General features: G+C 70.8%; 22 protein-coding genes and 1 pseudogene. 4 read left to right on the forward strand and 19 right to left on the reverse strand.

Annotated features, from left to right (window positions below; genetic code table 11):
- The first annotated feature begins 17 nt into the window (after nt 1-17).
- Nucleotides 18-824 (forward strand): FAD:protein FMN transferase, encoded by an 807-nt coding sequence (locus E0E30_RS12900; protein WP_210115833.1) that lies wholly within the window; start codon nt 18-20, stop codon nt 822-824.
- Here the strand turns inward: E0E30_RS12900 and E0E30_RS12905 are convergent.
- The 11 genes from E0E30_RS12905 to E0E30_RS12955 form a co-directional block, all read right to left on the reverse strand.
- On the reverse strand, nt 732-1,538 hold the full coding sequence (locus E0E30_RS12905) for a hypothetical protein (protein WP_130866615.1): 807 nt from the start codon (nt 1,536-1,538) through the stop codon (nt 732-734). The two genes, E0E30_RS12900 and E0E30_RS12905, sit on opposite strands and share 93 nt — an antisense overlap.
- Before the next feature lie 48 nt (nt 1,539-1,586).
- Nucleotides 1,587-2,867, reverse strand: a complete 1,281-nt coding sequence (locus E0E30_RS12910) for a chloride channel protein (RefSeq protein WP_130866616.1) — start codon at nt 2,865-2,867, stop codon at nt 1,587-1,589.
- 17 nt (nt 2,868-2,884) lie between these two features.
- Complete coding sequence (locus E0E30_RS12915) at nt 2,885-3,427, reverse strand: hypothetical protein (protein ID WP_130866617.1); 543 nt, start codon at nt 3,425-3,427, stop codon at nt 2,885-2,887.
- Nucleotides 3,424-4,746: a DUF58 domain-containing protein gene (locus E0E30_RS12920; protein ID WP_130866618.1), complete on the reverse strand. Its 1,323-nt coding sequence runs from the start codon at nt 4,744-4,746 to the stop codon at nt 3,424-3,426. The genes E0E30_RS12915 and E0E30_RS12920 overlap by 4 nt, the downstream gene beginning before the upstream one ends.
- On the reverse strand, nt 4,743-5,702 hold the full coding sequence (locus tag E0E30_RS12925) for an AAA family ATPase (RefSeq protein ID WP_130866909.1): 960 nt from the start codon (nt 5,700-5,702) through the stop codon (nt 4,743-4,745). The genes E0E30_RS12920 and E0E30_RS12925 overlap by 4 nt, the downstream gene beginning before the upstream one ends.
- Nucleotides 5,703-5,764: 62 nt before the next feature.
- Nucleotides 5,765-6,304 carry a hypothetical protein gene (locus E0E30_RS12930; RefSeq protein WP_130866619.1) on the reverse strand — a complete coding sequence of 180 codons (540 nt, stop codon included), beginning with the start codon at nt 6,302-6,304 and terminating at the stop codon, nt 5,765-5,767.
- Nucleotides 6,297-7,043, reverse strand: a complete 747-nt coding sequence (locus E0E30_RS12935) for a DUF4129 domain-containing protein (protein ID WP_130866620.1) — start codon at nt 7,041-7,043, stop codon at nt 6,297-6,299. Before E0E30_RS12935 ends, E0E30_RS12930 begins: the two co-directional genes overlap by 8 nt.
- A 27-nt stretch (nt 7,044-7,070) precedes the next feature.
- Nucleotides 7,071-8,354 carry a citrate synthase gene (locus tag E0E30_RS12940; RefSeq protein ID WP_130866621.1) on the reverse strand — a complete coding sequence of 428 codons (1,284 nt, stop codon included), beginning with the start codon at nt 8,352-8,354 and terminating at the stop codon, nt 7,071-7,073.
- 343 nt (nt 8,355-8,697) lie between these two features.
- Nucleotides 8,698-9,849, reverse strand: a complete 1,152-nt coding sequence (locus E0E30_RS13780; RefSeq protein ID WP_130866622.1) for a septal ring lytic transglycosylase RlpA family protein — start codon at nt 9,847-9,849, stop codon at nt 8,698-8,700.
- 255 nt (nt 9,850-10,104) lie between these two features.
- Complete coding sequence (locus E0E30_RS12950; RefSeq protein WP_411914033.1) at nt 10,105-11,298, reverse strand: L,D-transpeptidase; 1,194 nt, start codon at nt 11,296-11,298, stop codon at nt 10,105-10,107.
- Between the two features lie 303 nt (nt 11,299-11,601).
- Nucleotides 11,602-12,150 (reverse strand): hypothetical protein, encoded by a 549-nt coding sequence (locus E0E30_RS12955; RefSeq protein ID WP_130866624.1) that lies wholly within the window; start codon nt 12,148-12,150, stop codon nt 11,602-11,604.
- 282 nt (nt 12,151-12,432) lie between these two features.
- Here E0E30_RS12955 and E0E30_RS13380 point away from each other — a divergent pair, with 282 nt between their 5' ends.
- Entirely contained in the window at nt 12,433-12,588 is a 156-nt protein-coding gene (locus tag E0E30_RS13380; protein WP_167853841.1) for a hypothetical protein, read from the forward strand.
- A 17-nt stretch (nt 12,589-12,605) separates the two neighbouring features.
- Here the strand turns inward: E0E30_RS13380 and E0E30_RS12960 are convergent, their stop codons facing one another.
- The 8 genes and pseudogenes from E0E30_RS12960 to ord form a co-directional block, all read right to left on the reverse strand.
- Complete coding sequence (locus tag E0E30_RS12960; RefSeq protein ID WP_130866625.1) at nt 12,606-13,349, reverse strand: SOS response-associated peptidase; 744 nt, start codon at nt 13,347-13,349, stop codon at nt 12,606-12,608.
- 82 nt (nt 13,350-13,431) lie between these two features.
- A pseudogene (locus E0E30_RS12965) lies at nt 13,432-14,499 on the reverse strand (alanine/ornithine racemase family PLP-dependent enzyme); the annotation flags it as partial.
- Nucleotides 14,499-15,833 (reverse strand): glutamate mutase L, encoded by a 1,335-nt coding sequence (locus E0E30_RS12970; protein ID WP_130866626.1) that lies wholly within the window; start codon nt 15,831-15,833, stop codon nt 14,499-14,501. The gene E0E30_RS12970 and the pseudogene E0E30_RS12965, both read right to left, overlap by 1 nt.
- Before the next feature lie 3 nt (nt 15,834-15,836).
- Entirely contained in the window at nt 15,837-18,047 is a 2,211-nt protein-coding gene (gene oraE, locus E0E30_RS12975) for a D-ornithine 4,5-aminomutase subunit OraE (RefSeq protein ID WP_130866627.1), read from the reverse strand.
- The gene (gene oraS / locus E0E30_RS12980; protein WP_130866628.1) at nt 18,040-18,513 is read right to left on the reverse strand and encodes a D-ornithine 4,5-aminomutase subunit OraS; all 474 of its coding nucleotides are present in this window, start codon (nt 18,511-18,513) and stop codon (nt 18,040-18,042) included. The genes oraE and oraS overlap by 8 nt, the downstream gene beginning before the upstream one ends.
- Nucleotides 18,513-19,937, reverse strand: a complete 1,425-nt coding sequence (gene ortB, locus E0E30_RS12985; RefSeq protein ID WP_130866629.1) for a 2-amino-4-oxopentanoate thiolase subunit OrtB — start codon at nt 19,935-19,937, stop codon at nt 18,513-18,515. The genes oraS and ortB overlap by 1 nt, the downstream gene beginning before the upstream one ends.
- A complete protein-coding gene (gene ortA / locus E0E30_RS12990) occupies nt 19,934-20,281 on the reverse strand; it encodes a 2-amino-4-oxopentanoate thiolase subunit OrtA (protein WP_411914034.1) in 348 nt (115 codons plus the stop codon). The genes ortB and ortA overlap by 4 nt, the downstream gene beginning before the upstream one ends.
- Before the next feature lie 71 nt (nt 20,282-20,352).
- The gene (ord, locus tag E0E30_RS12995; protein ID WP_130866631.1) at nt 20,353-21,396 is read right to left on the reverse strand and encodes a 2,4-diaminopentanoate dehydrogenase; all 1,044 of its coding nucleotides are present in this window, start codon (nt 21,394-21,396) and stop codon (nt 20,353-20,355) included.
- Nucleotides 21,397-21,667: 271 nt separating this feature from the next.
- Between ord and E0E30_RS13000 the strand changes: the two genes are divergently transcribed.
- Both E0E30_RS13000 and E0E30_RS13530 read left to right on the forward strand, forming a co-directional pair.
- Nucleotides 21,668-22,672, forward strand: coding sequence for an Lrp/AsnC family transcriptional regulator (locus tag E0E30_RS13000; protein WP_130866632.1), 1,005 nt, complete (start codon nt 21,668-21,670; stop codon nt 22,670-22,672).
- Nucleotides 22,673-22,784: 112 nt separating this feature from the next.
- A partial coding sequence (locus tag E0E30_RS13530) for a hypothetical protein (RefSeq protein WP_210115899.1) occupies nt 22,785-22,993 on the forward strand: 209 nt, incomplete at its 3' end.

The raw sequence follows: 22,993 nt of genomic DNA on the forward strand, positions 1-22,993 counted from the left end.
CACCCCAGGGAGTCATCATGAGCACGAACCTTCTCGGCACCGACCGCGGCACCGGGCGCCTCGCCCGGCTCGTCTTCGACACCATGGGCACCGTCGTCTCGGTGACGACCGCCCGGCCCCTGCCCGCCGAGGTCGCCGACGGCGTCCGTGAGGAGTTCTCCTCCCGTGACGAGCTGTTCAGCCTCTACCGGTCCGGGTCCCAGGGGGCGCGGCTGGCCCGCCGTGAGCTGCGGCTGCGTGACGCCGACCCGCAGATCCGCGACGCCTACTGGCTCAGCCACGACTGGGAGATGGCCACCGACGGCGCCTTCACCGCGACCCGACCCGACGGCACGACCGACCTGGCCGGGGTGGTCAAGGCGCTGGCCATCGAGGGCGCCGGGAGGGTCCTCGACGACGCCGGCATCGCCAACTGGTGCCTCAACGCCGGGGGAGACGTCCTCGTGCGCGGGGTCGACCCGTCCCGCGAACTCCCGTGGGTGGCGGGGATCGTCGACCCCATCGACCGGATGAAGCTCGTGAGCCAGGCCACCTGCCGGCCGGGGCGTCGGGCGGTGGCGACCTCGGGGACCGCCGAGCGTGGGGAGCACGTGTGGCGTCTGGACCCGGGCACCTCGTCGGCCGGGACCGCCTTCACCCAGGTGACGGTGGTGGCCGACGAGATCATCACCGCCGACGTCCTGGCGACCGCGATCCTCGCCGGGGGCTCGCCGACACTGCTGCTGGCGGCCTCACGCTGGCAGGTGGACGTCCTGGCCTTCGACCGGACCGGACAGGCGTGGGCCACCAAGGCCTTCCGCGCCGGCGCCGCCGACCAGGCATGAGGTCGGGCGTTCGCTGAGCAACGACGTGCCCGCCGTGAGACAGGACGTCGACAGGGCCGAGACGGGCGGTTCGGGGATCGGGTCCCCGGACGCCGGCGCGGGGGAGCGACGCGGCGCACCGGACTGGGTCGGGCCGGATCGGGTCGGGACAGGTCGGGCCGGGACAGGCTGGGCGGTCACCGGCCGGGCCGGCGGTCGCCCGGCCCCCGGCGGCGGGGTTCGGCGCACCGGGAGAGGGCCGCGCTGGGTGGGCCCGGGGTCCATGGCTCCCGACTCCACGGGCCCTGGCCGCACAGCTCCCGGCCCAGCGTGCTGCGGGGGAATCCCGGCGACCTGCCACGGGATGACCGGTGCACTCCAGGCGGGATCGGTGGCGACGTCCGCGTGCTGGTCGCCGATGCCGTGGTCGAATCCCTCATGCGGGTCCCCGATCCGCCGCTGGGTCGGCTGGTCGGTGACGACCGCGGTCGTCGGGGTGCCGACCCCCAGTGCGCTCGTCGGGACCACGGGGCTGCCCCACGCCTCGGGCCGCAGGGCGGCCCGCTCCAGGCGCTTCCTCATGCGGGAGGCCGAGGTCATGCCCAGCAGGGTGAGCAGCACGATGGCCAGGACGGCCACCATGGCCCCCTTGTGCGCGGCGGTGGCGACGAGGAGGGCGAGGACGGCAACGACGGCGCCGCCCCTGCTCGCCGATGACGACTTCTGGCTGGCCATGGAGGCAGTGTAGGTGGCTCCGGGCCCGATCGGTGGTGCCGACGGCGGTCAGTGACGCCGTGGGGCCCTGCCGACCCCGCCGCGACGGACCGACTCGTGGCTGAGGAGGGTCCAACCGGCCCAGGTCAGGGCGACCGCAGCGGCCACGAGCAGCCACACGGGCGCGGCGGGGCGGGTGAGCTCCAGGGCGAAGGCCGCCGAGAACAGCGGCGCCCGCTGGGTCATCGACAGCAGGCACGCCGCCCCGGCGACGACGAGGACGACGAGCTCGGCGGGGCTGCGTGTCCCCAGGCCGATCCCGACCAGTGCCCCGAGCGAGCCGCCTACCGCCAGGGACGGCGTGAGCAGGCCGCCGGCCGCCCCCGAGCGCAGGGCACAACAGGTGGCGACGAGCTTGGCCACCCCCAAGGTCGTCACGAGTTGCCAGCCCAACGGCATGGCCACGAGGGCGTTGACGACGACCTGACCGTTGCCGGGCACCTGGGGCACCACCAGGGCGATGAGCGTGACGACCGCCGACCCCAGCGGCACCGTCCACCACAGCCTGCGGGGCGCGGACGAGCTCTTCTTGAGCCGCCCGAAGGCCAGGGCCACAGCCGGGCCCACCGCCAGACAGGCCAGGGCGACCGCCGCCGCGGCACCCCACAGGCCCCACCCGCCGGCGTCGACCGGCGGCAGCCGATAGGTCGGTTCATCGTGGTTGACGAGCCAGGCGACGACGGTCGCCAGCGCCGACACGACGGCGGCCACGCCCACCTGGACCCAGCCCGAACGGCGCCGCAGGTCCGGTCGCACGGTGAGCTCGAGGGCGTAGAGGGCCCCGGCGGCCGGGACGTTGTAGACCGCCGCCAGGCCGGCTCCGGAGGCCGCTGCGATGAGGGTGCGACGCAGCTCGACGTCGGCGTCGAGGAGTTCGGCCACCCGCTGTCCGGCGACCGCCGCGATCTGTCGCGGTGCCGTCTCGCGGCCCAGGGAGGTGCCCGAGCCGACGACGAGGAGTTGGGCGCCGGCGTCGACGACCTGGTCTCCCAGGCTGAGCCGGCGTGGGTCGGTGCGGTCGAGGGCGTCGGCGACGGTGACGACGCGACGGCGTCGCAGCCAGCTCCAGGCCAGGCCGGAGACGAGCCCGCCGAGCACCGGTGCGGCCAGGCGGCGCCACAGGGGAACGGTGCCGACCCCGGTTGTCGTCACGGAGAAGTGCACTCCCAGGGTGAGGGTCTCGATGAGGATGTTGAGCTGACTCAGGAGGCCACCGATGACCCCTGCCGCCAGTCCGGCCAGCAGGGTGCCCAGGACGACCCGCGTCGCCCCGCTCCTCGTCCGGCCCATGGCCCCTGACCCTACCGTCACCGCTTGTGGGGCCAGGTGGCGGTGACGCCGACGACCGCCACGGCCGCCAGGACGGCCAGCCACCAGCGTCCACGCGGCACCAGGCCCGAAGCACCCAGGAGGACGACGAGACCGCCGACGGCCGCCCCCAGCACCGCGACGACCACCCCGGACAGGGCCGTCGACCGGAGCACGGCGCGGCCCATCCGGCCGTGGGAGGGCGTCGAGGCGCTCGCCGCTGCACACCAGTGCCACGCCCACAGCGGGAGGGCCAGCAGCAACGCCTGCCACGACGATCCGGGTCCGGCCAGCCACCACAGGGCGACGACGACGAGGACGACGAGCCCGAGCGGGGTGTCCGGGACGGCCGTGGCGAGGACGCCGAGCACTGCGCACCCGACGAGGACGGCCGGGGCCACCGGCCCGGGGCACCAGTGGGCGAGCAGCCCGAGGGCCAGGGCCAGGCACGCCAGGCCGACGCCGTGAAGCGCCCACTGGCCGGCGCTGCGGCGCCGCCAGTGCTCGAGGAGTTCGGCCAGGGACTGGGTCGCGGTCCTCATCGGCGTGCCAATCTCGGTGCCCGTCGGGCCCGTTCCAACCGCTCGAGGACCGCCGCCAGGCTGGCCGGTCCGGCCCAGGCGACGACGGGGACGCCCATCCGTTCCAGCCCGGCGACGACCGGTTCGCGTTGCAGACGCCGCAGCACCCAGGCCTCCGGGACGGGACGACGGGACCGGGAGTCGACGCGCCGGGAGGGCAGGTGGGCCAGATCGCCGACCACGGCCGGGAGGGTGTCGATGACGACGACCTGGGCCCCGGCGCGGGCCAGGTGCACGACCTGCGCGACGACGTCCTCGTCGAGCAGGGTGGTGCAGACGAAGACGAGGGTGCCCGGCCGCACCGGGGGAGCCGGGTCGATCATCGAGATCGGCCGGTCGTCGCGTCGGGTGCGGGCCAGCGCCTCGGAGATGATCCGACGTTGTCGGGGCCCGGTTCCCGACGGCACGGCCCGGGTGCGTCGTCCCAGGTCGTGCAGGCCGACCCGGTCGCCGGCGGCCAGGTAGTGCCGGCTGATGGCGCTGGTGGCCCGGACCGCCAGGTCGAGGCTGGACTCGGCGATCGGCTCGTCTCTCGTCCCGGCCGGTCCCTCGGCGCCGGACCCCTCTGCGCCGGTCACCTCGCCGGTCGTGTCGAGGACGACGAGGATCGTCGTGTCCCGCTCGGTGAGGGTGGAGTTGATGTGGAGCTGCCCGGTGCGTTGGGTGACGCGCCAGTTGATGCGGCGCAGCCGGTCGCCGGGACGGAAGGAACGCACCTCGGCCAGGTCGGTGCCCTCCCCGGCGACGACCGAGCGGTGCACCCCCTGCACCCCGAGGGGGTCGGTGATGCCCGAGGGGCCCACCATGACCTGGGCGGTCGGCTCGACGGTCGTGCGCAGGGAGGGGCCCTGGATGCGTGCCCGCCATGAGTGGGAGGGGTCCTCGGCCTGGACCGTCGGCCCCTCGAAGAGGTGCTGACCCCACCGTTGCGGGGCAAGCCGGACCCGGCACGAGGTGACGTCGGCGGCCGCACCCCAGGTGGGGTCGGTGCTGGCCTGCGCTGACCCGGGGACGGCGACGACCGTCGTCCACCCGGCGGGCCCCCCGCCGGTGACGTCGACCCCGTCGCCCTCGCGCAGGACGACCGCCGACGGGCCGGCCGTGAGCGTGACGGCGTCGCGCCGGTGGAGCAGCCCGCGGACGGTGGCGACGAGGAAGGGCCCGGCCAGGATGAGCAGGTCGAGACGGCGCACGGTGACCGCCAGGAGGAGCAGCACCACGGTGAACCCGGCCGCCCGGGCGAGGGCGGAGGTCGGGGCGGCCGGTTCGGTGCGCCTCATCGCACGGTGGACGGCGTCGGCACGGGCACCTGGGCGAGGACATCGGCGACGACCGAGGCCCCCGACACGTCGTTGAGCCACAGCTCCGGTCGCACCGTGATGCGGTGGGCCAGGGCCGGTTCGGCGAGGTCCTTGATGTCCTCGGGGACGACGTAGTCGCGTCCGCGCACCAGGGCCAGTGCCCGCGAGCAGGTGAGCAGGGCCAGCGATCCGCGCGGTGAGGCGCCCACCAGGCTCGACTGGTGCTCCCGGGTGGCCCGCACGAGGGCGACGCCGTAGCGCCCGACCGACTCGGCGACGTGCACCTGCTCGACGGCCTCCTCGAGGGCCACGAGCCCGGCGGCGTCGGTGGCGGGGTCGACCCGGGTGGCCTCGGTGCGTCGGGCGATCCGCCGCTCGAGCACCTGCCACTCCTCGTCGGCGTCGGGGTAGCCGAAGGCCAGCCGCAGGACGAAGCGGTCGAGTTGGGCCTCGGGCAGCGGATAGGTGCCCTCGTGCTCGACCGGGTTCGCGGTGGCCAGGACGTGGAAGGGTCGGGGAAGGGCGAAGGTGTGACCCTCGACGGTGACCTGGCGTTCCTGCATGGCCTCGAGGAGTGCCGACTGGGTCTTCGGTGGGGTGCGGTTGATCTCGTCGGCCAGCAGCAGCCCGGTGAACAGCGGCCCGGGGCGGAAGGTGAACTCGCCGCTGGTGTGGTCGAGCAGGTACGAGCCGGTGAGGTCTCCGGGCAGCATGTCGGGGGTGAACTGGGCGCGGGTGAACTCCAGGCCGAGGGCCTGGGCCAGGGAGCGGGCGGCGAGGGTCTTGCCCAGGCCGGGGAAGTCCTCGAGGAGGACGTGCCCGCCGGCCAGCACCCCGGCCAGGACGAGTTCCATCCGGTGACGCTTGCCGACGAGCACCTCGTCGACGGCGTCGAGGACGCGGGTGCAGACGGCGGAGGCCCGACGGAGGTCCATGCCGGGCGCCCGTACGGTCTCGTCGGCGCTGTGGGTGCTGTCTGTTCCAGGGTTCGGATTCGTCACAGGGACGACACCTCCGTGAGTCGGGCGCGCAGCACGGGGGTCGGGCAGGGCCCGACCTCGCGCGGATCGGTCTGGACCTGGCGCAGCCAGGCGAGGGTGGGGGCGCTGAGCAGGTGCTCCTGCTCGGCCAGGGCCAGCGGGTCGGCGGGGTCGGCGTCACGTCGGCGGACGAGCCGGTCGGTGGCGACGTCGAGCACCTCCCGGGCGAGTTGGCTCGAGGTGAGGTCGACGCCGGGCCTGGCATCGGCGATGGTGTCGGCCAGGCGCCGGGTGCGTCCGTCGACGTGGAAGAGTTCGGTGCGTGGCGGGGCGGCGGCCGCAGGCCAGTCGGACTCGGCCAGGTGCGGGGCGACGAGGACCACCACCTCGACGGTGAGGGCGACGAGGATGGCGGCGGCGACGACGAGGACGAGGTCGGGGCGGATCCCGGTCCGGCCGATGAGCAGGACGGCGACCCCGGCGGCGACGGCGGCGCCGAGCAGGTGGAGGAGCAGCCGGCGAGGGCCGGTGCTCCCGGATGCGGTGCGTTCAGCCATGGTTGGCCTGCCCTTGTCCGAGTGCGGTGGCTCCGAGCCCCATGCCCTGCCGTACCGCCTCGAGGTCGTCGAGGGCGCGGCGTCGCACGGTCTCGTCGGCGTCGTGGGTGGAGTAGCAGACCTGCCGGTAGAGCTGGGCCAGGTCGGACACCGGCTCGCGGGGCACGCCGACCCGGGCGACCGCCTCGGTGGTGAACTCGCTCGTCGTCGCCGAGGGGTCACGCACCAGCCCGGCCCGGGCGACGATCCGTTCCAGACCCTCCCAGCACTCGATGACGGCCAACCCCGGCCCGGTGGCCGAGCGGAGCAGGTCGAGGGATTCGTCGACGTGCCGGGCCAGGGCCTGCCGGTCGACCTCGACGACGTCGTCGGTCCGGGCCCCCTCGACCACCCGGGCGTGACGGTGTCGGTCCAGATCGGCCAGACGCAGGGCGCGCACGACGACGAGGACGAGGCAGACGACGGACAGGACACCGAGGAAGATCCAGAAGGCCGAGGCGGCCAGGGTGAGGGCTGCGGACAGGCCGGTCGGGTCGTGCGGGGTCGGCATCGGTGAGGCCGAGGAGGACGCCGCCCCGGTGAGGACGATCCCGGGCGGGTCGACCTCGTGGTCGACGGTGTGCGCCCGTCCGCTCGTCCACGGCACCCGGCTCGTGGCGGCCAGGACCGCCAAGAGGAGGACGACGAGGGCGCCACCGACGACGGTGGCGCCCCGGCGGGTGCGGGTGTCGTCCTCCATGGGGCGACACACTAGACCTGCAGGTGATCAGCCGCGCTGATCGATCGGCACCCAGTCTCGCTCGTCGGCGCCGGTGAAGATCTGCCGCGGACGCCAGATCTTGTCGCTCGTGCTCACCTGCTCGCGGTACTGCGCGATCCAGCCGGGCAGTCGACCGATGGCGAAGAGCACGGTGAACATGTTGATGGGGAAGCCCATGGCCTCGTAGATGAGGCCGGAGTAGAAGTCGACGTTCGGGTAGAGCTTGCGCTCCTTGAAGTAGTCGTCCGACAGGGCGGTCTCCTCGAGTTCCTTGGCGATCTCGAGGAGGTCCTGGCGTCCGGTGTGCAGTTCGAGGATCTTGTCGGCGTGCTTCTTGATGATCGCGGCACGCGGATCGTAGTTGCGGTAGACGCGGTGTCCGAAGCCCATGAGCTTGATCCCGGACTCGCGGTTCTTGACCTTCTCGACGAACTCCTTGGTCGTCATGCCCGAGTCGCGGATGAACTGGAGCATCTCGACGACGGCCTGGTTGGCGCCGCCGTGCTTGGGGCCGGACAGGGCGTTGACGCCCGCCGAGATCGCCGAGTAGAGGTTGGCCCCGGAGGAGGCGACCATCCGCACCGTCGAGGTGGAGCAGTTCTGCTCGTGGTCGGCGTGGAGGATGAGGAGCACCTCGAGGCCGCGGGTGATGGCGTCGTTGAACTCGTAGGGCTCGGTGGGGAAGCCGAAGCTCATCCGGATGAAGTTCTCGATGTAGCTCAGCGAGTTGTCCGGGTAGAGGGTCGGCTGGCCCATGGAGTTCTTGTAGCCGTAGGCGGCCAGGGTCGGCACCTTGGCCAGCAGGCTCACGGCGGCGTCGTCGAGGGTGTCGAGGTCGGCGCTGGTGGGGGTGTGGGCGAAGGTCGACAGGGCCATGATGCCGGCCGACAGCACCGGCATCGGGTGGGAGCGCCGCGGGAAGCACCGGAACAGGTCGCGCATCCGCTCGTCGATGAGGGTCTTGCGTCGGATGCCGTTCTCGAAGGTCTCCAGCTCGGCGGCCGTCGGCAGTTCGCCGTTGAGGACGAGGTAGGCCGTCTCGAGGAAGGAGGCGTGCTCGGCGAGCTGCTCGATGGGGTAGCCGCGGTAGCGCAGGATGCCCTGACCGCCGTCGATGTAGGTGATCTTCGACTCGCAGGAGGCGGTGTTGACGAAGCCCGGGTCGAGCATGATGTTGCCGGTCGTGCTGAGCAGACCGTTGACGTCGTAGCCGAACTGGCCGTCGGTCGCCCGGACCTTGGTGAAGTCGAGTTCCTTGTCACCATCGACGAAGTGCGCGGTCTCGGTCATGGCTTTCCTTTCCGGGGCACGGGCCCCGACACTGGTTCGATCCCCGTCCGCCGACATGGTGGTTGGGGTCGGTTCAGATGACGCGGCGACCGTCGCCGTCGTTCCTCGCCGAGTGGTCGGGTGGGTCGGGTTCCGGTGGCTGACACGGGACTCGACTTTGTGAACTACTGCACAGCGTACGGCGCCCGGTGGGGTCGCACCAAGTTGGCCGCCCGGGTTGCCGATGGTCTCGCTCACGGCGGACGGATCCGCCCGGACGGGACCCTTCCATGACGGCGGCCGGGACCCGTGTGGGGTCCCGGCCGCCGTCATGGGGTGGATGGAGTTCGATGGAGTGTCGAGGTCACAGGACGGTGTAGGTGACCTGGACCGTGCCGGCGTCGAGGGAGGCGATCTGGGCGAACGCCGCCCGGGACAGGTCGAGGCAGCGTCCGGCGACGTAGGGTCCGCGGTCGTTGATCCGCACGACGGTCGACTTGCCGTTGGCGACGTTCGTCACCCGCACCATGGTGTTGAACGGCAGGGTCTTGTTGGCGGCGGTCATGGCACTGGGATCGAAGGTCTCGCCATTGGCGGTGAGCTGTGGGTCGTCGTAGAAGGAGGCGACGCAGGAGCCCGTGATGCCCGACGAGCTGGAGACGGCGGTGCGGGTCGTCGAGCGGGAGGTCGTGCTCGAGGTGCTCGACGAGGTGTTCGTCCGGGCGGTCATCGAGGTGTACTGGTTGGTCACCCAGCGGACGGTGCCGTCGACGACGACCTGGGCGCGCCCGTTGCTCACGGTGCCGGTGACCTTGAGGGCCGTCCCGGGGTTGACGACGTCGGCGTACCCCGAGCCGGTCGAGGAGGTCCACAGGTTGAGGTAGGTCGTGGCGTAGCGGGTGCCGGTGACCGTGGGGGTCGACGTCGTCGAGGTCGTCGACCGGCTCGCGGTCGAGGCGGAGGAGCTCGAGGTGCGCACCGAGGTGAGGTAGGAGCTGTACACCCAGCCGTTGCCCGAGGAGGTCGACACCTTGACCCAGTTGCCGGCGACGACCCCGGTGCGGGTCACCTGGCCTCCCTTGGGCAGGACGGTGATGACGCGGGAGTTGAGCGAGGCGCCGGTGCGCAGGTTGAGCCAGGCGGTCGTGTACGCGGTGCCGGTGGCCCCGGACCGACTGGCGGTCGACTCGTCGGAGGTCTGGCCGCTGGAGGACGTCGAACCGGATCCGTCGGCCAGGAAGGCACGGTAGATGTAGCCCTTCTGGCCGTTGAAGAGCACCGGGGTCCAGCCCAGCTCGTTGGGGCCGGTGACGGTGACCGAGTGGCCCTGGAGCAGGACGCCGAGGATGCGTCCGCCGTTGGCCGGGGTGGCGTGCACGTAGACGTCGGTCGTCGCGTGCCGGGTCGTCGTCGCCTGGGCGATGGAGCCCATGATCGCGGGGACGACGGCGGTGCAGGTGGCCGCGACGGCCGCCGAGGCGGCGACTCCTCGCAGGGCTCGCATGGGTCGGTTCACGGTGGGCCTTCCTCCCGCCCCGGCTGGGGCGTCGACGACGTCCGGGAAGTGACCGGACGAGGGGAGAGTAGGGAGAACCTGAGAGGAAGCTCAATGAGGTCGAGGGTTCCGGGTACGGTCGACCGGCGCCGACCCGTCCCCCGCGTGAGGCTCCTCACGGCGTCATGACGCGGTCTGCGGGGTTCGGCGTCACAAACGACGAAACCCTCGACCCCGGCTCGAGGTTGAGGGTTTCGTGAGGATCGTCTGAGGTTGTCAGACGGCGCTGAGCCCCTGCCAGCCGGACCAGTCGTAGCACCAGCAGCCGATGCCCTCGCTCGGCTTGAAGGTGCGGTTCGACCCGGTCGTCTCGACGACGTCGCCGGCACGGCACAGGTTGAAGAGCCACTTGGCATTGGCGGTGGCCAGGCCGACGCAGCCGTGGGAGACGTTCGCCAGGCCCTGCGACTTCGTCGACCACGGAGCGGCATGGATGAACTCGCCGGTGTAGGTCTCGCGCATGGCCCAGTCGACGGCGAGCTTGTAGTAGTCGGGGCTCGTCGTGGGAATGCCGACGGTGGCGGCGTCCATGACCATGTGCGACTCGCGCTCGATGATGACCTTCGTGCCGGACCGGGTGACGAAGCCGTCCTTGCCGGTGGTGCAGGGGAAGGTCTTGACGGTTGACCCGTTGACGACCACCGAGAGGCTGTGGTTGGGGATGGACACCTTGATGATGCGCGAGTCGCCGACGTCGAGGGTGCCCGACAGGTCGTCGAGCAGCCAGCGGTGGCTCGACGTCGTGAGGCCGGCGAGCTTGCCGCTCACCTGGACCTTGGTGCCGGCCTTCCAGTAGGACTTGGGGCGCCACATGAGCTGGGTGTTGTCGATCCAGCCCCAGGCGCCTTCCTGGGCCGGGGAGACGTCGATCGTCATGGCCTTCTGGATCGCGGCACGACGGGTGGCGTCGACGACCTCGTTCTCGAACTTGACGATGACCGGCATGCCGACCCCGACCGGGCTGCCCTCGTAGAGCAGGGAGGCGGTGTTGCTGTCGGCCTGGAGGGTCTTGATGGTCGTCGTCGAGTCGACGGTGGCGCCGGCGGAGGAATCGGCATTGGCCAGGGTGGCCACGACCGTGTAGGTCGACGAGAGCCGGAACGGGACCTTGGGCTTCCATGTCGTGCCGGTGAGGGTGCCGTCGACGGTCTCCTTCTTGGCGTTGAGCACCTTGACCGTCCTCAGGGTGCCGTGGGACGCCGTGAAGGTGAGGGTGTCGGTCGGCTGCACCGCGGTGAGCGGGTGCTGGGCGGTGACCGTCAGGGTGGCCGGGGTCGGCGTCGGGGTGGGGGTGGCCGAGGAGGGTGCCGCCGAGCCCGCGGTGGTCCCGCCGCTCGCCGAGGACGTGGACCCGCCGGAGGAAAGGGCCTCCCCGAGGGAGTCGGACTTCGCACATCCGGCGATGGCCACGGGAACGGCGACGGCGCCGACGGCCAACAGCGATCGACGGGTGAGTCGCGACGGGGTCGTGCTCTCGGTGTCTCCAGGTGTGCTCACGGGGCCTCCAGACGGGACTTCGGCGGGACGAGGGGTCACGTTCGCGACGAGTCGTCCAGTCATGGTAACTCGAACCGCCCTGAGCACCGCTGTCGTGACATCGGGGGAGCCTGTGGGATCCGGCCGAGCCCTCTGCCGGGGAGTGCCCGCCCGGACGACGTCGACGCGCGCAGCGTCGGTGCTGCGCGCGTCGATGGGTCCGGGCGGGATGGGCGATCAGGCCGTGACGGCGTCCTTCCTCGTGCGCAGGACACCCCAGCCGAGGACGGCGAGGATGACGGCGAGGACGATGCATCCGATGCCGGCCCACAGGGCGATGGAGCCGACGAGCCACCAGGCGTAGGCGGTGAGGAGCATGCCGCGCAGGGAGTCGCCCATGAAGAGGGACTGACGCAGTGCGCCGAGGGCTTGGCAGTCGGCGGAGTCCTTGGTGGCGGTGTTCTTGGAGCACTTCATGTACTCTCCGGAGACCTCCTCGTAGGTCTTGCCGTTCGAGGACGCCTTCATGTGCAGCAGGATGTAGTGGTTGGCGAAGGCCTCGGCCTGCGGGCCAGTGGTCATCTGCTGGCCGGCGTACTTGGTGAGGGTGTCCTTCATCTCCTGCTCGGAGAGGGCCGCGCCCGACGGCATGGTGATCTTCTCCTGCGACAGCTGATTGCTGACGTACCCGTGGGCGTAGTTGCCGCCGATGACGGCCGCGATGCCGACGACGACCAAGACGATGGCGAACACCTTGCTCAGGGTGCTGTGGACGATGCGAGTCATGATTCCTCGATTCAGGTCGTCCCCGCCACCATGGCGGAGACCATCGCCGGGGCACTGCGACGTGACGCACCTGTCGCGGTCATGTGCTCAAGCGTTCAACAATCTAACACAAAACTACTACGGAGGGTAGTACCTCATCGGTAGGCTGTGCGGTAGGCGTCAGTCGGTGGCGTCTGAGCTTGTCACAGCGGAGATGGCGGAGGTCGTCCGGGGTCCGGTGTCCTGGGCTGGGTCGATGCCGGGGCCGTCGGGTAGCCTCGGCGAGGTCGAAGGAGGCGTCACATGGACACGCGCGAGGCGAACCCGCCCGAATCCCGGCCCGAGGTCGAGGAGCCGGTCGAGACCCGTCCGGACTGGTTGGTCTGGGGAATCGTCGCCGTCGTCGCCATCCTGGGGATCGTCATCCTCGTCCTGTGGTGGATCGCCATCCTCGGGTGAGCTCGGCGGGCAGGGGATCAGGCGGTCCCGGTCGGCTCCGGTGTCACGGGCGCGATGAGCGATGGGTCGGTCGGGTCGAGCCCGCGGACGGTGTTGACCCGCCGGTCGACGACGTGGGTGCGCAGGGTGGCGGCGATGGCCGCCGACGCCTCCGCCACGTGCGTGACGAGACCCGCGGCCCCGGTGCGGTCGAGCTTGCCCGGATCGAGCCACTCGTCGAGGTCGGCGTCGGCCAGGAAGACCGGCATCCGGTCGTGCACCTGTCCTGCGGCGTCGACGGAGCGGGTCGTGATGATGGCCGCGCTCACCTGCCACGACCCGTCCGGCAGCTGGCGCGGTGCGACGAGGGAGGCCGCCGAGAGCAGGCCGTCGCCGTGGATGAAGTGGGGCACCTTGCGGCCGCCCTGGCTCGTCCACTCGAAGTAGCCGGACATGGGCACGACGGCGCGGTGCGCGGCGAAGGCGGAGCGGAACATGCCGTTCGTGGCGACCGTCTCGAGGCGGGCATTGATGGGACGTGGGCCGTCGGCCCTGGCCCAGGAGGGTTGGAACCCCCACCGGGCCGGCTCGAAGGAGCGGCCGGCCGGATGAGGGGCCTCGCCCCCGTCCTCCGGGGACCCGGGGCGCATCCGCAGCACCGGGATCATCGTCGAGGGCGCGATGGAGTACCGGGGCTGCCAGCCGTCGATGTCATCGGCCAGGGCCCGGTACACCCGGGACAGCTCATCGGCACCCGCTCCCAGACTGAATCGTCCGCACATGGGACCACTGTGGCACGTCGAGGGGTAGAGGTGGGGGAGCCGGTGTGGGCGCCCCGGTTGCGGTCGCGAGATCCTCGGCCACCGACGTCTTCCAGACGTCGGGGCAGGTCGTCGTGGCCAAGAGGCCCGCATAGGTGGGACGGAAACGGATCTCGTCTCCGACGGCCAGCGGGCGGTGACCATCGGTGACGTCGACGATGAGGTGGTCGCTGCTGGCCCCCAGGACGATGTGGCCGGGGTCGAGCGGGTCGAGGGTGGCCGGGTCGGCGTCCTGACGGCCGAGGTTGCAGATGGCGCGCCAGCGCACACCGCGGTCGACGTAGGTGGCCGTCCGGCCGAAGGCGTCCTGGCCGCGATCGCCGATGGGCACCGAGGGCTTGTGATCGAGCTCGATGACCTCGGCGACGACCTCGACGGTGTCCTGACGGGTGCCCGGCCACGGACTGCGGTCGAGGGTGTTGCGGCCGAGGATGACGGCCTCCCCGATGCGCAGGTTGGTGATCCCGGGCGGCATCCCGCCGGCGGCCATGAGCGGCAGGTTGGCCGAGTTGCCGCCCGAGACGAGGCCGAGCTCCAGACCGGTGACGCGACGGGCCTCGTCTCGCAGGTCGAGGAGCAGCTGCATCTTCTCGCGGGTGGGGATGACGCCGCCGTAGCAGGCCAGGTTCGTGCCCATCCCGAGCACCCGCAGACCGGGCAGCCGGCTCGCCGCGACGACGAGGTCGACGGCCTCATCGGGCCACACCCCCTCGCGCAGGTCGCCGACGTCGACCATGAGGACGACGCCGTGCTCGATGCCCAGGGACCGTGCGGCGTCGGACAGGGCGGTGAGGGTGGTGAGGGAGGAGTTGAGGGAGATGTCGGCCAGCTGGACGGTCCGTGCGGCGACCCGAGGGGTCGGCGCGCGCAGGAGCATCGTCGGCAGCCCCAGCCCGGCGGCCCTCACCCGGGCCAGGTTGTCGAGCCGGGAGTCGGCGACCATCGCCGCACCGGACCCTTGGATCGCGGCGAGCAGGGCGGGGTGGGCCCGCAGCACCTTGGTGACGACGGCCACCTCGACCCCGTGCTCGGCGCACTGGGCGACGACGGAGCGCAGATTGGCGGCGATCCGGTCGGTGTGGATCTCCAGGCGCGGGGTGGGGCCGGTCATCATGATGCCCCCGTCTCGGTGGCGACCCAACGGGCGAAGGTGTTGCGCACGAGGTCGGGGTACGACTCGGCCACCGTGCCCAGGGCGGAGAAGCGGTAGTCGCGGTCGATGAGGATGGTGGCGGTGGGTTCGGGCAGCAGCTGGCTGCCGGCCCCGGTGCACACCCCGGCGAGGATCTCGTGGCCGCCGTCGACCCGGGTGAGGGCCCCGCCGGTGCCGATGACCCAGTGGATCGCGGTGAGGTCCTTGCCGCGGACGACCTGGGTCTTGCCGGTGGGGGTGAAGAGCTCGACCACCGAACCGGCGTGGCGTCCCACCCCGATCTCGACCGCCCGACGGGCCAGCCAGCGGGTCACCTCGGTCTCGTCCTCGGTGGCGGGGATGGCCCGTAGCAGGGCCAGCCGGGCCTCGTCGGCCCCCTCGGCGGTCATCGCTGCGACGTGCCGGGCGTTGACGAAGACGCCGAGGTCTCCCTCGACGGTCCGCTTGGCGCGCGGCTCGGGGTCGATGGTGCGGCTGGTCCACTCCATCGTGCCGTCGGTGACCGAGTGGACGTCGGTGGTGGCCCCGCCGACGTCGATGACGAGGGCGTCGCCCACCGCCTCGGCGAAGAGTTCGGTGGCCCGTAGCACCGCTCCGGGGGTCGGCAGGATGTCGTGGGTCGACAACTCCGCCAGCCCGCTCATGCCGGGCGCGGCGGTGATGTGGTCGTTGAAGACCTCCTGGATGACGGTGCGCACCGGGTCGATGCGCAGGACGTCGACCTCGGGGAAGACGTTGTCGACGCACAGGAGGTGTTCCCCGGCCTGCTCGAAGACGGCCTCGACCCGACGCCGCGCCTGGGCGTTGCCGGCGTAGACGACGGGTACCCCCAGGTGGGCCGCGGCGATCCGGCGGGCGTTCTCGACGACGACGTGCTTCTCGCCGTGGTCGACCCCGCCGGCCAGGAGGATGATGTTCGGCCTGGCCTCGACGAGGTCCTCGACGTCGAACTCGTCCATGGGGCCGATGGTCGTGAGGACGACGATGGCCCCGGCCCCCAGGGCGGCCTCGCGCGCCGCCCTGGCGGTCATGGAGCCGGTGAGCCCGTGGACGCTCATCCGCAGGCCACCGGCCGCCGAGGAGTTGACGAAGACCTCCCCGGCGTCCAGGGTGAGGCCGTAGCCCTCCCTCATGGCGTCGATGGCGGCGTCGGCGCCGATCCTCACGTCCCCCTGACCGACACTGGTGGGCGCGAATCCCTGGCCGACGTGCTCGAGGTGGTCGTCGACCATGCGGAAGGCGTTGGCCTTGGTGATGGTCGAGCCGATCTCGAGGGTCGTGAGGATCGTCATCGATCAGCCCTCGATCCGGTCGCGCATCGTGCGCACGATGGCGTCGAGGACGTCGATGCCCTTGGTGCCACGCCCGAAGGTGGCGTCCAGGCCCGTCTCGGCAGCCATCTCACGACTCACCTGGGTGCCACCGGCGACGAGCACGACGCGGTCGCGGATGCCCTTCTCGATGGTGAGGTCGTGCAGCTTGCGCATCATCGTGCGGTGGATGTCGTTGTGGCTGATGATCGTCGAGATGAGGATGGCGTCGGCCCCCGTCTCGATGGCGGCGTCGACCATCTTCTCGATCGGTACCGAGGTGCCCAGGTAGTGGTAGCGCACCCCGTACTTCTCGATCCCACCGTGCTTGATGTCGAGGATCTCGCGCAGTCCGACGCTGTGCTCGTCCTCGCCGACGGTGCCGGCGACGACGGTGAGTCCGTGCTCATTGACGAACTCGCGCATCTCGTCCTCGGGCAGCAGCTCGATCTTCTCGGGGATCGTCAGGGTCGAGGGGTCGACGTCGAAGCCGACCGTGCCCTTGACCTCGACGAAGCAGGCCTCGGCGGGGTGCAGTACCTGGATGTTGCACACCTGCGGATCGTTGAGCCCCATCTTCGCCGCCATCTCGAGGGCCGCCTCGTGGGCGATCTCGACGTCGGCCGGGATGGTGAACTGCACGAGGGCGACGCCGTCACCGGCCCACTCGGCCTCCGGCTTGAGCTTGGTGCCGTCCCGGTAGGGGCGGGTGCGCTCGAGTCGGGCGTCCACCGAGTCGTTGGGGTCGAGCTCGTCGATGTAGGCGATCTTCTCGGGCTTGCACAGGGTGCAACCGTCGATGAGGTCACAGGCCTTGTCGATCCCCTCGGGCAGGTGGTTGGTGCCGAAGTGGTCGCACACCGGGGCCAGGTAGTCGGGGTCGCGCTCGATGACCGTGCCGGCCGCGACGCCACCTTGCCCGTCACGGGCGATGCCGTCGTGGTTGCGCTCGGGGAAGCGTGCCGAGTCGACGAAGAAGCCCTCCTCGACGGCGGCGAAGTAGCCACCGACGTGGATCATCTCGGCGAGGAAGCCGATGGCCCTCTCCTTGAGGTCGCGGGCCATCTCGCCCAGCGGGCCGTCCCGCTTGATCGAGACCATCTCCTTGATGCCGTCCAGGGCCGCCCAGGTCTGCTTGACCGTCTGGATGCCGCGCATCGAGTTGACGTGCCAGGGCAGGTTGCGCCCCTCGTCGGGGGTGATCGTGCTCTGGATGTCGGCGCTGGTGAGCATCGAGATGAGGGTGTCGATCGTGTGGGTACGGATCGCCTCCTCGATGTCGGACTCGATGTACCGGGTGTTCTGCTGGGCCCGCATCCGGTACTCGCTGAAGAGGTCGCGCAGGGCCACGGCGTACGGCAGGTCGTACCAGAACTTCGGGGCCGGCGGGGCGCTCGGGGGCACCGTCGACAGGCCGACGAGGTCGGTCGGCATGCCGACCATGGCCGAGAAGATGCAGTTGAGGCCGTGCTGCACCATGAGCTCGGGCATGACCTTCCAGCCGAACCGGGCCGTCGCATTGGCGTTGTGGGCGCCGTCGATCTGGAAGATCCGCGCCCCGGCCATGACCTTCTTCGCCTCGCCGGCGTCGACATAGCTGCGGTAGGCGTTGATGTTGCGGTACAGGACGTTGTACTGCGGGTCCTGGTGCGCCCCGTTGACGCCCTCCTCGGCGAAGAGGACGGCGACCTCGGGCCCGGCGACGCCCGACACGTAGGAGTGGAAGTTGATCGGCCGGCCGACCTCGTCCTCGATGAGGTCGCAGGCCTTGCGGCTGGCACGCAGCTCCTTGCGGGTGATGGGGACCCCGCCGATGCCCTCGGGGGTGCCCTCGAGGAGCCCATCGATGTGGCTCTGACCGGTGGTGCGGATGACCATGATGTGGTCGGCGCCGTTCCAGGCGGCCATCCTCATCCGCCGCAGGTCGTCCTCGAAGTGTCCCGAGGCGATCTCGGAGGTGACGACGGGGGCCGGCTGCGGGTCGAGGCCGCCGAAGTACTTGGCCGCCGGCAGGGGCACCGAGTGCTTGAGCGGGAGCGACATGTCGCGGTAGTGGAAGTCGCCCATGTCGACCCCTTCGGGTGGCACGGTGCGCCAGGTCCACCCCTTGCGGCGCGGGTGGTAGTGCTCCAGGTCCTCGAAGACCCGCTCGACGTCGAGCTTGGTGTCCGGGTCGAGGGACTCGTACTCACTCATGGTCTGCCCCCTTGGGTGTGGTCGGGACGGTCCCGACGGGGCGGGTCGGCGGCATGGGGGTGCCGTCGAAGAGTCCGTCGAGGACCGTCGGGTCGTCGATGATGAGTTGGGCGGCGGCCCGCAGGTCGATTCCCCTCATCCGTGACAGCCGCAGGACGGCGTGGCCGGCTCCCTTGCCGAGGAGCCCGGCGTTGAGCAGGTTCTCGACGACGGCATGGGTCGAGACGGAGTCGATGCCCATCCGCAGCAGCACCGATCGCTCGATCGAGGGGGTGGTGTGGGCGCGGGCGAACTCGACGACCGGGGTCATGGCCTCCTGACACAGCTGCCAGAACCGGGCCTTGAGGGCCTCGTCGTCGAGGCCGGCCAGCTCGGTGCGCAGCTGCTCGTAGCGGGCGATCCGGGCCTCGTCCGGATCGGCCGTGGCAGGGCCGACCGTCGAGGGGGCGTCATTGGGGGTGGACATCATGCTCCTTCCGGATGGGTCTGCCCCAGCTCGGCGGCGACCGCGCGCACGTGGTCGACGTCGGCGTGGGTCTCGTCGGCCAGGTACTGCAACTCGACGTCGTTCCACTGGTCGGCGGGGACGATCGTCGCGGCGTGACGCAGGTAGCTGTGTCGCAGGTGGTCGAGGTCGAGCGGGCGGGTGCTCACCTGGTCGAGCCGCTCGGGGATGACGATGGCCTTGCCGGGGACGTTGTCGGCCGGGTCGCCGCGTCGCACCTCGATCCCGCGCGAGCGGGCGAAGGACAGCTGGCTGTTGTGGTGCTTGCCGGCGCCGGTGTACTCGGTCTCCTGGACGACGACGATCTGGTCGCGGTCCATCCGGCGGGCCATGGCCACCGCCGCCGTGAGGGAGGTGTCGCCGGCCGGGCCCCGCTCCAGACCCTCGATCTTGGTGAGCAGCTCGGTCATGTAGAACACCTCGCCCTGGCTGACGAGCTGGTAGCCGTCCATGTAGCGCAGCGCCCGGGCGGCGTTGCGGGGGACGTCGACCCGGTCGGGCCAGGTGGCGAAGGGCACCCCGAAGCCGGTGTGGCCGGTGGTGAACGACTTGTTGTTGAAGTCGTGGTCGGAGGCCATGTGCAGACCGGTGAGGTCGACCGACACGCCGATGACCTTGGTCCGGTCGGCCCCGACCTTGCGCAGGCCGCGCGCGGTGCCGGTGACGTTGCCGCCGCCGGCATGGGTGATGACGACGGCGTCTGGCTGGCGCCCGTACCGCTCCTGCACCTCGAGGCCGACCTCGGCGCCGAGGGTCTCGATGCCCGCGATGCCGTAGGGGGTGTAGAGGCTGGCGTTGAAGTAGCCGGTCTCTTCGAGGGTGCGCAGGAGGACGTAGAAGAGCTCCGGGCCGACGGTGAGCTTGACGACCTCGGCGCCGTAGGCCTCGCAGGCCCGCGACTTCTCGACGATCTCGGGCTGGCCGACGTGGTGGGAGTCGTAGACCTCCTGGATGACGATGCACTTGAGGCCACGCTGGGCGGCCTGGGAGGCCACGGCGGCGCCGTAGTTGCCGCTCGTCGCGGTGACGACGCCGGCGTACCCCTTGACCTGGGCCTCGTGGCAGGACAGGCTGGCCCGGCGGGCCTTGAAGCTGCCGGACGCGTTGGCCGCCTCGTCCTTGACGAGGATGCGGGCGCCCTTGCCGGGCTCGGCGACCTGGCGGACCGCCTCGGTGAGCCGGTGCAGTTCGTGCAGCGGGGTGTGGCCGACCTTCGTCTCGGCCTGGATGCGGGAGACTTCCTCGAGGGTGTACCCGACCGAGGACATGAGGCCCTCGTAGTCGAAGGCCAGCGGGCCCTGGCTGTAGTCGTCGTAGTCGACGCCGAGGGCCTGGTGCATGATCTGGGTGCGACGGGCCATGACGTCGTCATAGGAGTTGCTCATCGCCGCCCTCCTTCGGTCGACTCGAACTGGGTGCCGATGGTGAGAAGTTCGGGCACGGTGTCGCCGAAGCTGTGGCTGTAGCTGGGATTGACCCGGTCGAGGGTGCCGCGGTGCCGGCGTCCGATGATCGTCGTGATGGTGACCTCGTCGCCGGGGTGGGCGTCGGCGTCGAGGAACCCGTCGATCCACTGGACCAGCGGGGTCGCGGCGGTGTCGGCCGGCACTCCGGCGGCGCGCTGGGAGGGTTCGAGGACGACGGAGCGGATCTCGACCCAAGTGCCCTTGGGCACTTCTTGATCACAAGTGCCCTTGGGTACTTCCTGGTCGCAAGTGCCCTGGGGCACTTCCTGATCACTCGTGCCCTGGGGCGCGGGTTCTGTCTGTGCGTCTGACATCGGTGGTCTCCTCGGCCCCGTCACCGACGCTCGTAGGCCGACGGGCCCATGAGAGCGCTGGGGGAGGGCAGGTCGATGACGCGCTTGAGGCCGGGGGTGGCGGCGAAGATCCGCGGGATCGTGTTGACGCAGATGCCGGCCGTGGCCTTGCCGCCGGCGATCTCGGGCTGGATCGTCATGGAGATCGACGGCACGCCGTTGATGGTGATGTAGTCGCCGGTCTCGGTGCCCTCGGCGGCCGGGTCGACCTGCTGGGGGTGGATGAGGCGGATGACGACCTCGTCGCCCCGGCGTCCCACGGCGGTGTGGTTGCAGCCGGCGACCTGTCCGGGCTCGATGACACGGTCACGGGCCTGGCGGGCGACCTTGGCGATGATCGGCTCGACGTGCTGCTCGACGGAGTCGACGCCCAGTCCGAGGGCGTCGCTGATGAGCCGGACCGACTCGGGGAAGCCGACGTGGCCGACGATGGAGCCGTCCGCCACACCGGCGGCGAACTCCTCGGGGGTGGTGCCGACGCCCTGGGTCCGCAGCACGGTCTCGCCGTACGGGGCCAGGTCGTTGACGCGGCGGGCCTCGATCGAGGTCACCTGCTGGCTGCCCGCGGTGAGGCTGACGACGAGGTGGTCGAGGACGAAGCCGGGGTTGACGCCGACGCCGACGGCCGAGACCCCGTGGGCCTTGGCGAGCTCGTCGATCTGCTGGGCGATGTCGGGGCTCTGGGCCTCCGGGCAGGACATCTCCTCGGCGATGCTCACGACGTTGATGCCGGCGGTGAGGATGGTGCGCAGGTCCTCGAGCTGGTCGGCCACCCACGAGGTGGTGGCGATGGTGACGACGTCGACCTTGGCGGGGTCGAGGACCGTCGACGGATCGGTGGTCACGGTGACCCCGATCGGCGCGCCCCCGAGTACCTCTCCGACGTCCTTGCCGTCGAGGGCCGGGTTGACGTCGATCGCTCCGACGAGCTCGAGACCCTCCTTGGTGCCGATGAGCTCTGCCATGCCGCGGCCCATCGCCCCCAGGCCCCACTGGACGACGCGGATCTTCTTGTTGGCCTCCATGATTGCTCCTCCTGGGTGCGTTGAACACGTGCTGACGGGGGCGATGCAGCCGACAGCGGGCCCCCTTCGGGCTGACGACGTGGGGTCCCGGCTGCGTCCGTTCCCCCTGACCGGTCACCTGTGACTGGTCCGGTGGTCGAGAGCTTGGCACCGATGGCGTGCGTCGGGTATGTGTGTGGTGCGTCTTCCCAAAACCGAGGTCGGGGATGCACGATGGTTCCGCCTGGGCGTGGCACCTGTGGTCATATTCTCATCGTGGAAGAGGGGTCCGATGCACGAGCAACTCGACCGTCGGCTCGCCCATGTCGTCCAGGTGGATCCGCGCATCTCCTGGGCCAAGGTGGCCCGCGTCCTGGGCATCTCGGCGACGACCGCGGCGCACCGTTGGCAGCGTCTGGCCGACGAGGGACTGGTGTGGGTGACGACCTTCCCCAACCTCGACCGGCACCTCACGGCGATCGTCGAGGTGGACTGCCGCACCGAGCGGCTGCCCAGTGTCATCGCGAGCCTGTGCGCCCACCCCATGGTCGTCAGCGTCGACGAGACGACCGGTCACCGTGATCTCATGCTCACCGTCGTCGCGCCCGATCTTCCCACCCTGTCCGTCCTCGTCATCGACTGGATCGGTGGGCTCGACGGGGTGTACGGATCGCGCAGTGCCATCGTCACCTCGGTGACGATCGGGACGGAGTCCTGGCGGGTCAACGGTTTGAGTGCCGCCGAGGCGGATCATGCCCAGCGCGGTCGGGCCAAGGAGCTGTGGGCCCTTCCTCCTGACGATCTCGACGAACAGTTGGCGGTGCTGCTGGCCCGGGACGGACGGGCTGCGTCGAGCGACTTGGCTCGCGACCTCGACGTTCCCACGAGCACCCTCCACCGACGTCTGCAGAAGGTCCTGACGAACCGGCTGGTGCTCATGCGGTGCGATGTCGCCCCCCAACTGGGCGGGTGGACGATGGAGTGCACCTGGACGGCGACCATCGCCTTCAACCACAAGACGCGCGTCCTGGAGTTGCTCAAACGTCAACCGGCGCTGCGCTCGTGCATGTGGGTGACCGGTGGCAACAACCTGCGGGTCAACTTCCGGGTGCCTCATCACGGGGCGATCGGCCACATCGAGGCCGAGTTGGCCAAGGCGATCCCCGGCCTGGCCCCGGCCGAGACGATCATCCATCTGCGCAGTCACAAGTCGATGGGCTGGCTGCTCGACCGGGAGGGACGCTGCACCGGGCGGCTCGTCTGTCCACCCCTCATCGCCCCCGCGGCCGCCTCCTGATTCCCCGGTGACCGCCGCCTCGGCGTCACGGTCGCCGATTGGAGAATCACCAGTCTGACGGCCACGAGATCGTGCAATCACATCCTTGGTGGGCCCTGCGTGGTCGATCTGTGTGAGCCCGCCGAAGACCCTCGCAACGGCCCGGAACGCTGTTGTAGCATCGGCGTGCGCCGGGGCACATGACGGCGTATTCACCGACGTTGTTGTCGGAGAACGCTCATCAAGGGAGAAGGGCATTATGAGGATTGGTGTTCCGACCGAGATCAAGAACAATGAGTTCCGGGTGGCGGCGACGCCGGCTGGTGTTCATGCGATGGTGTC

Source organism: Acidipropionibacterium timonense, from assembly GCF_900605005.1.
GTDB lineage: Bacteria > Actinomycetota > Actinomycetes > Propionibacteriales > Propionibacteriaceae > Cutibacterium > Cutibacterium timonense.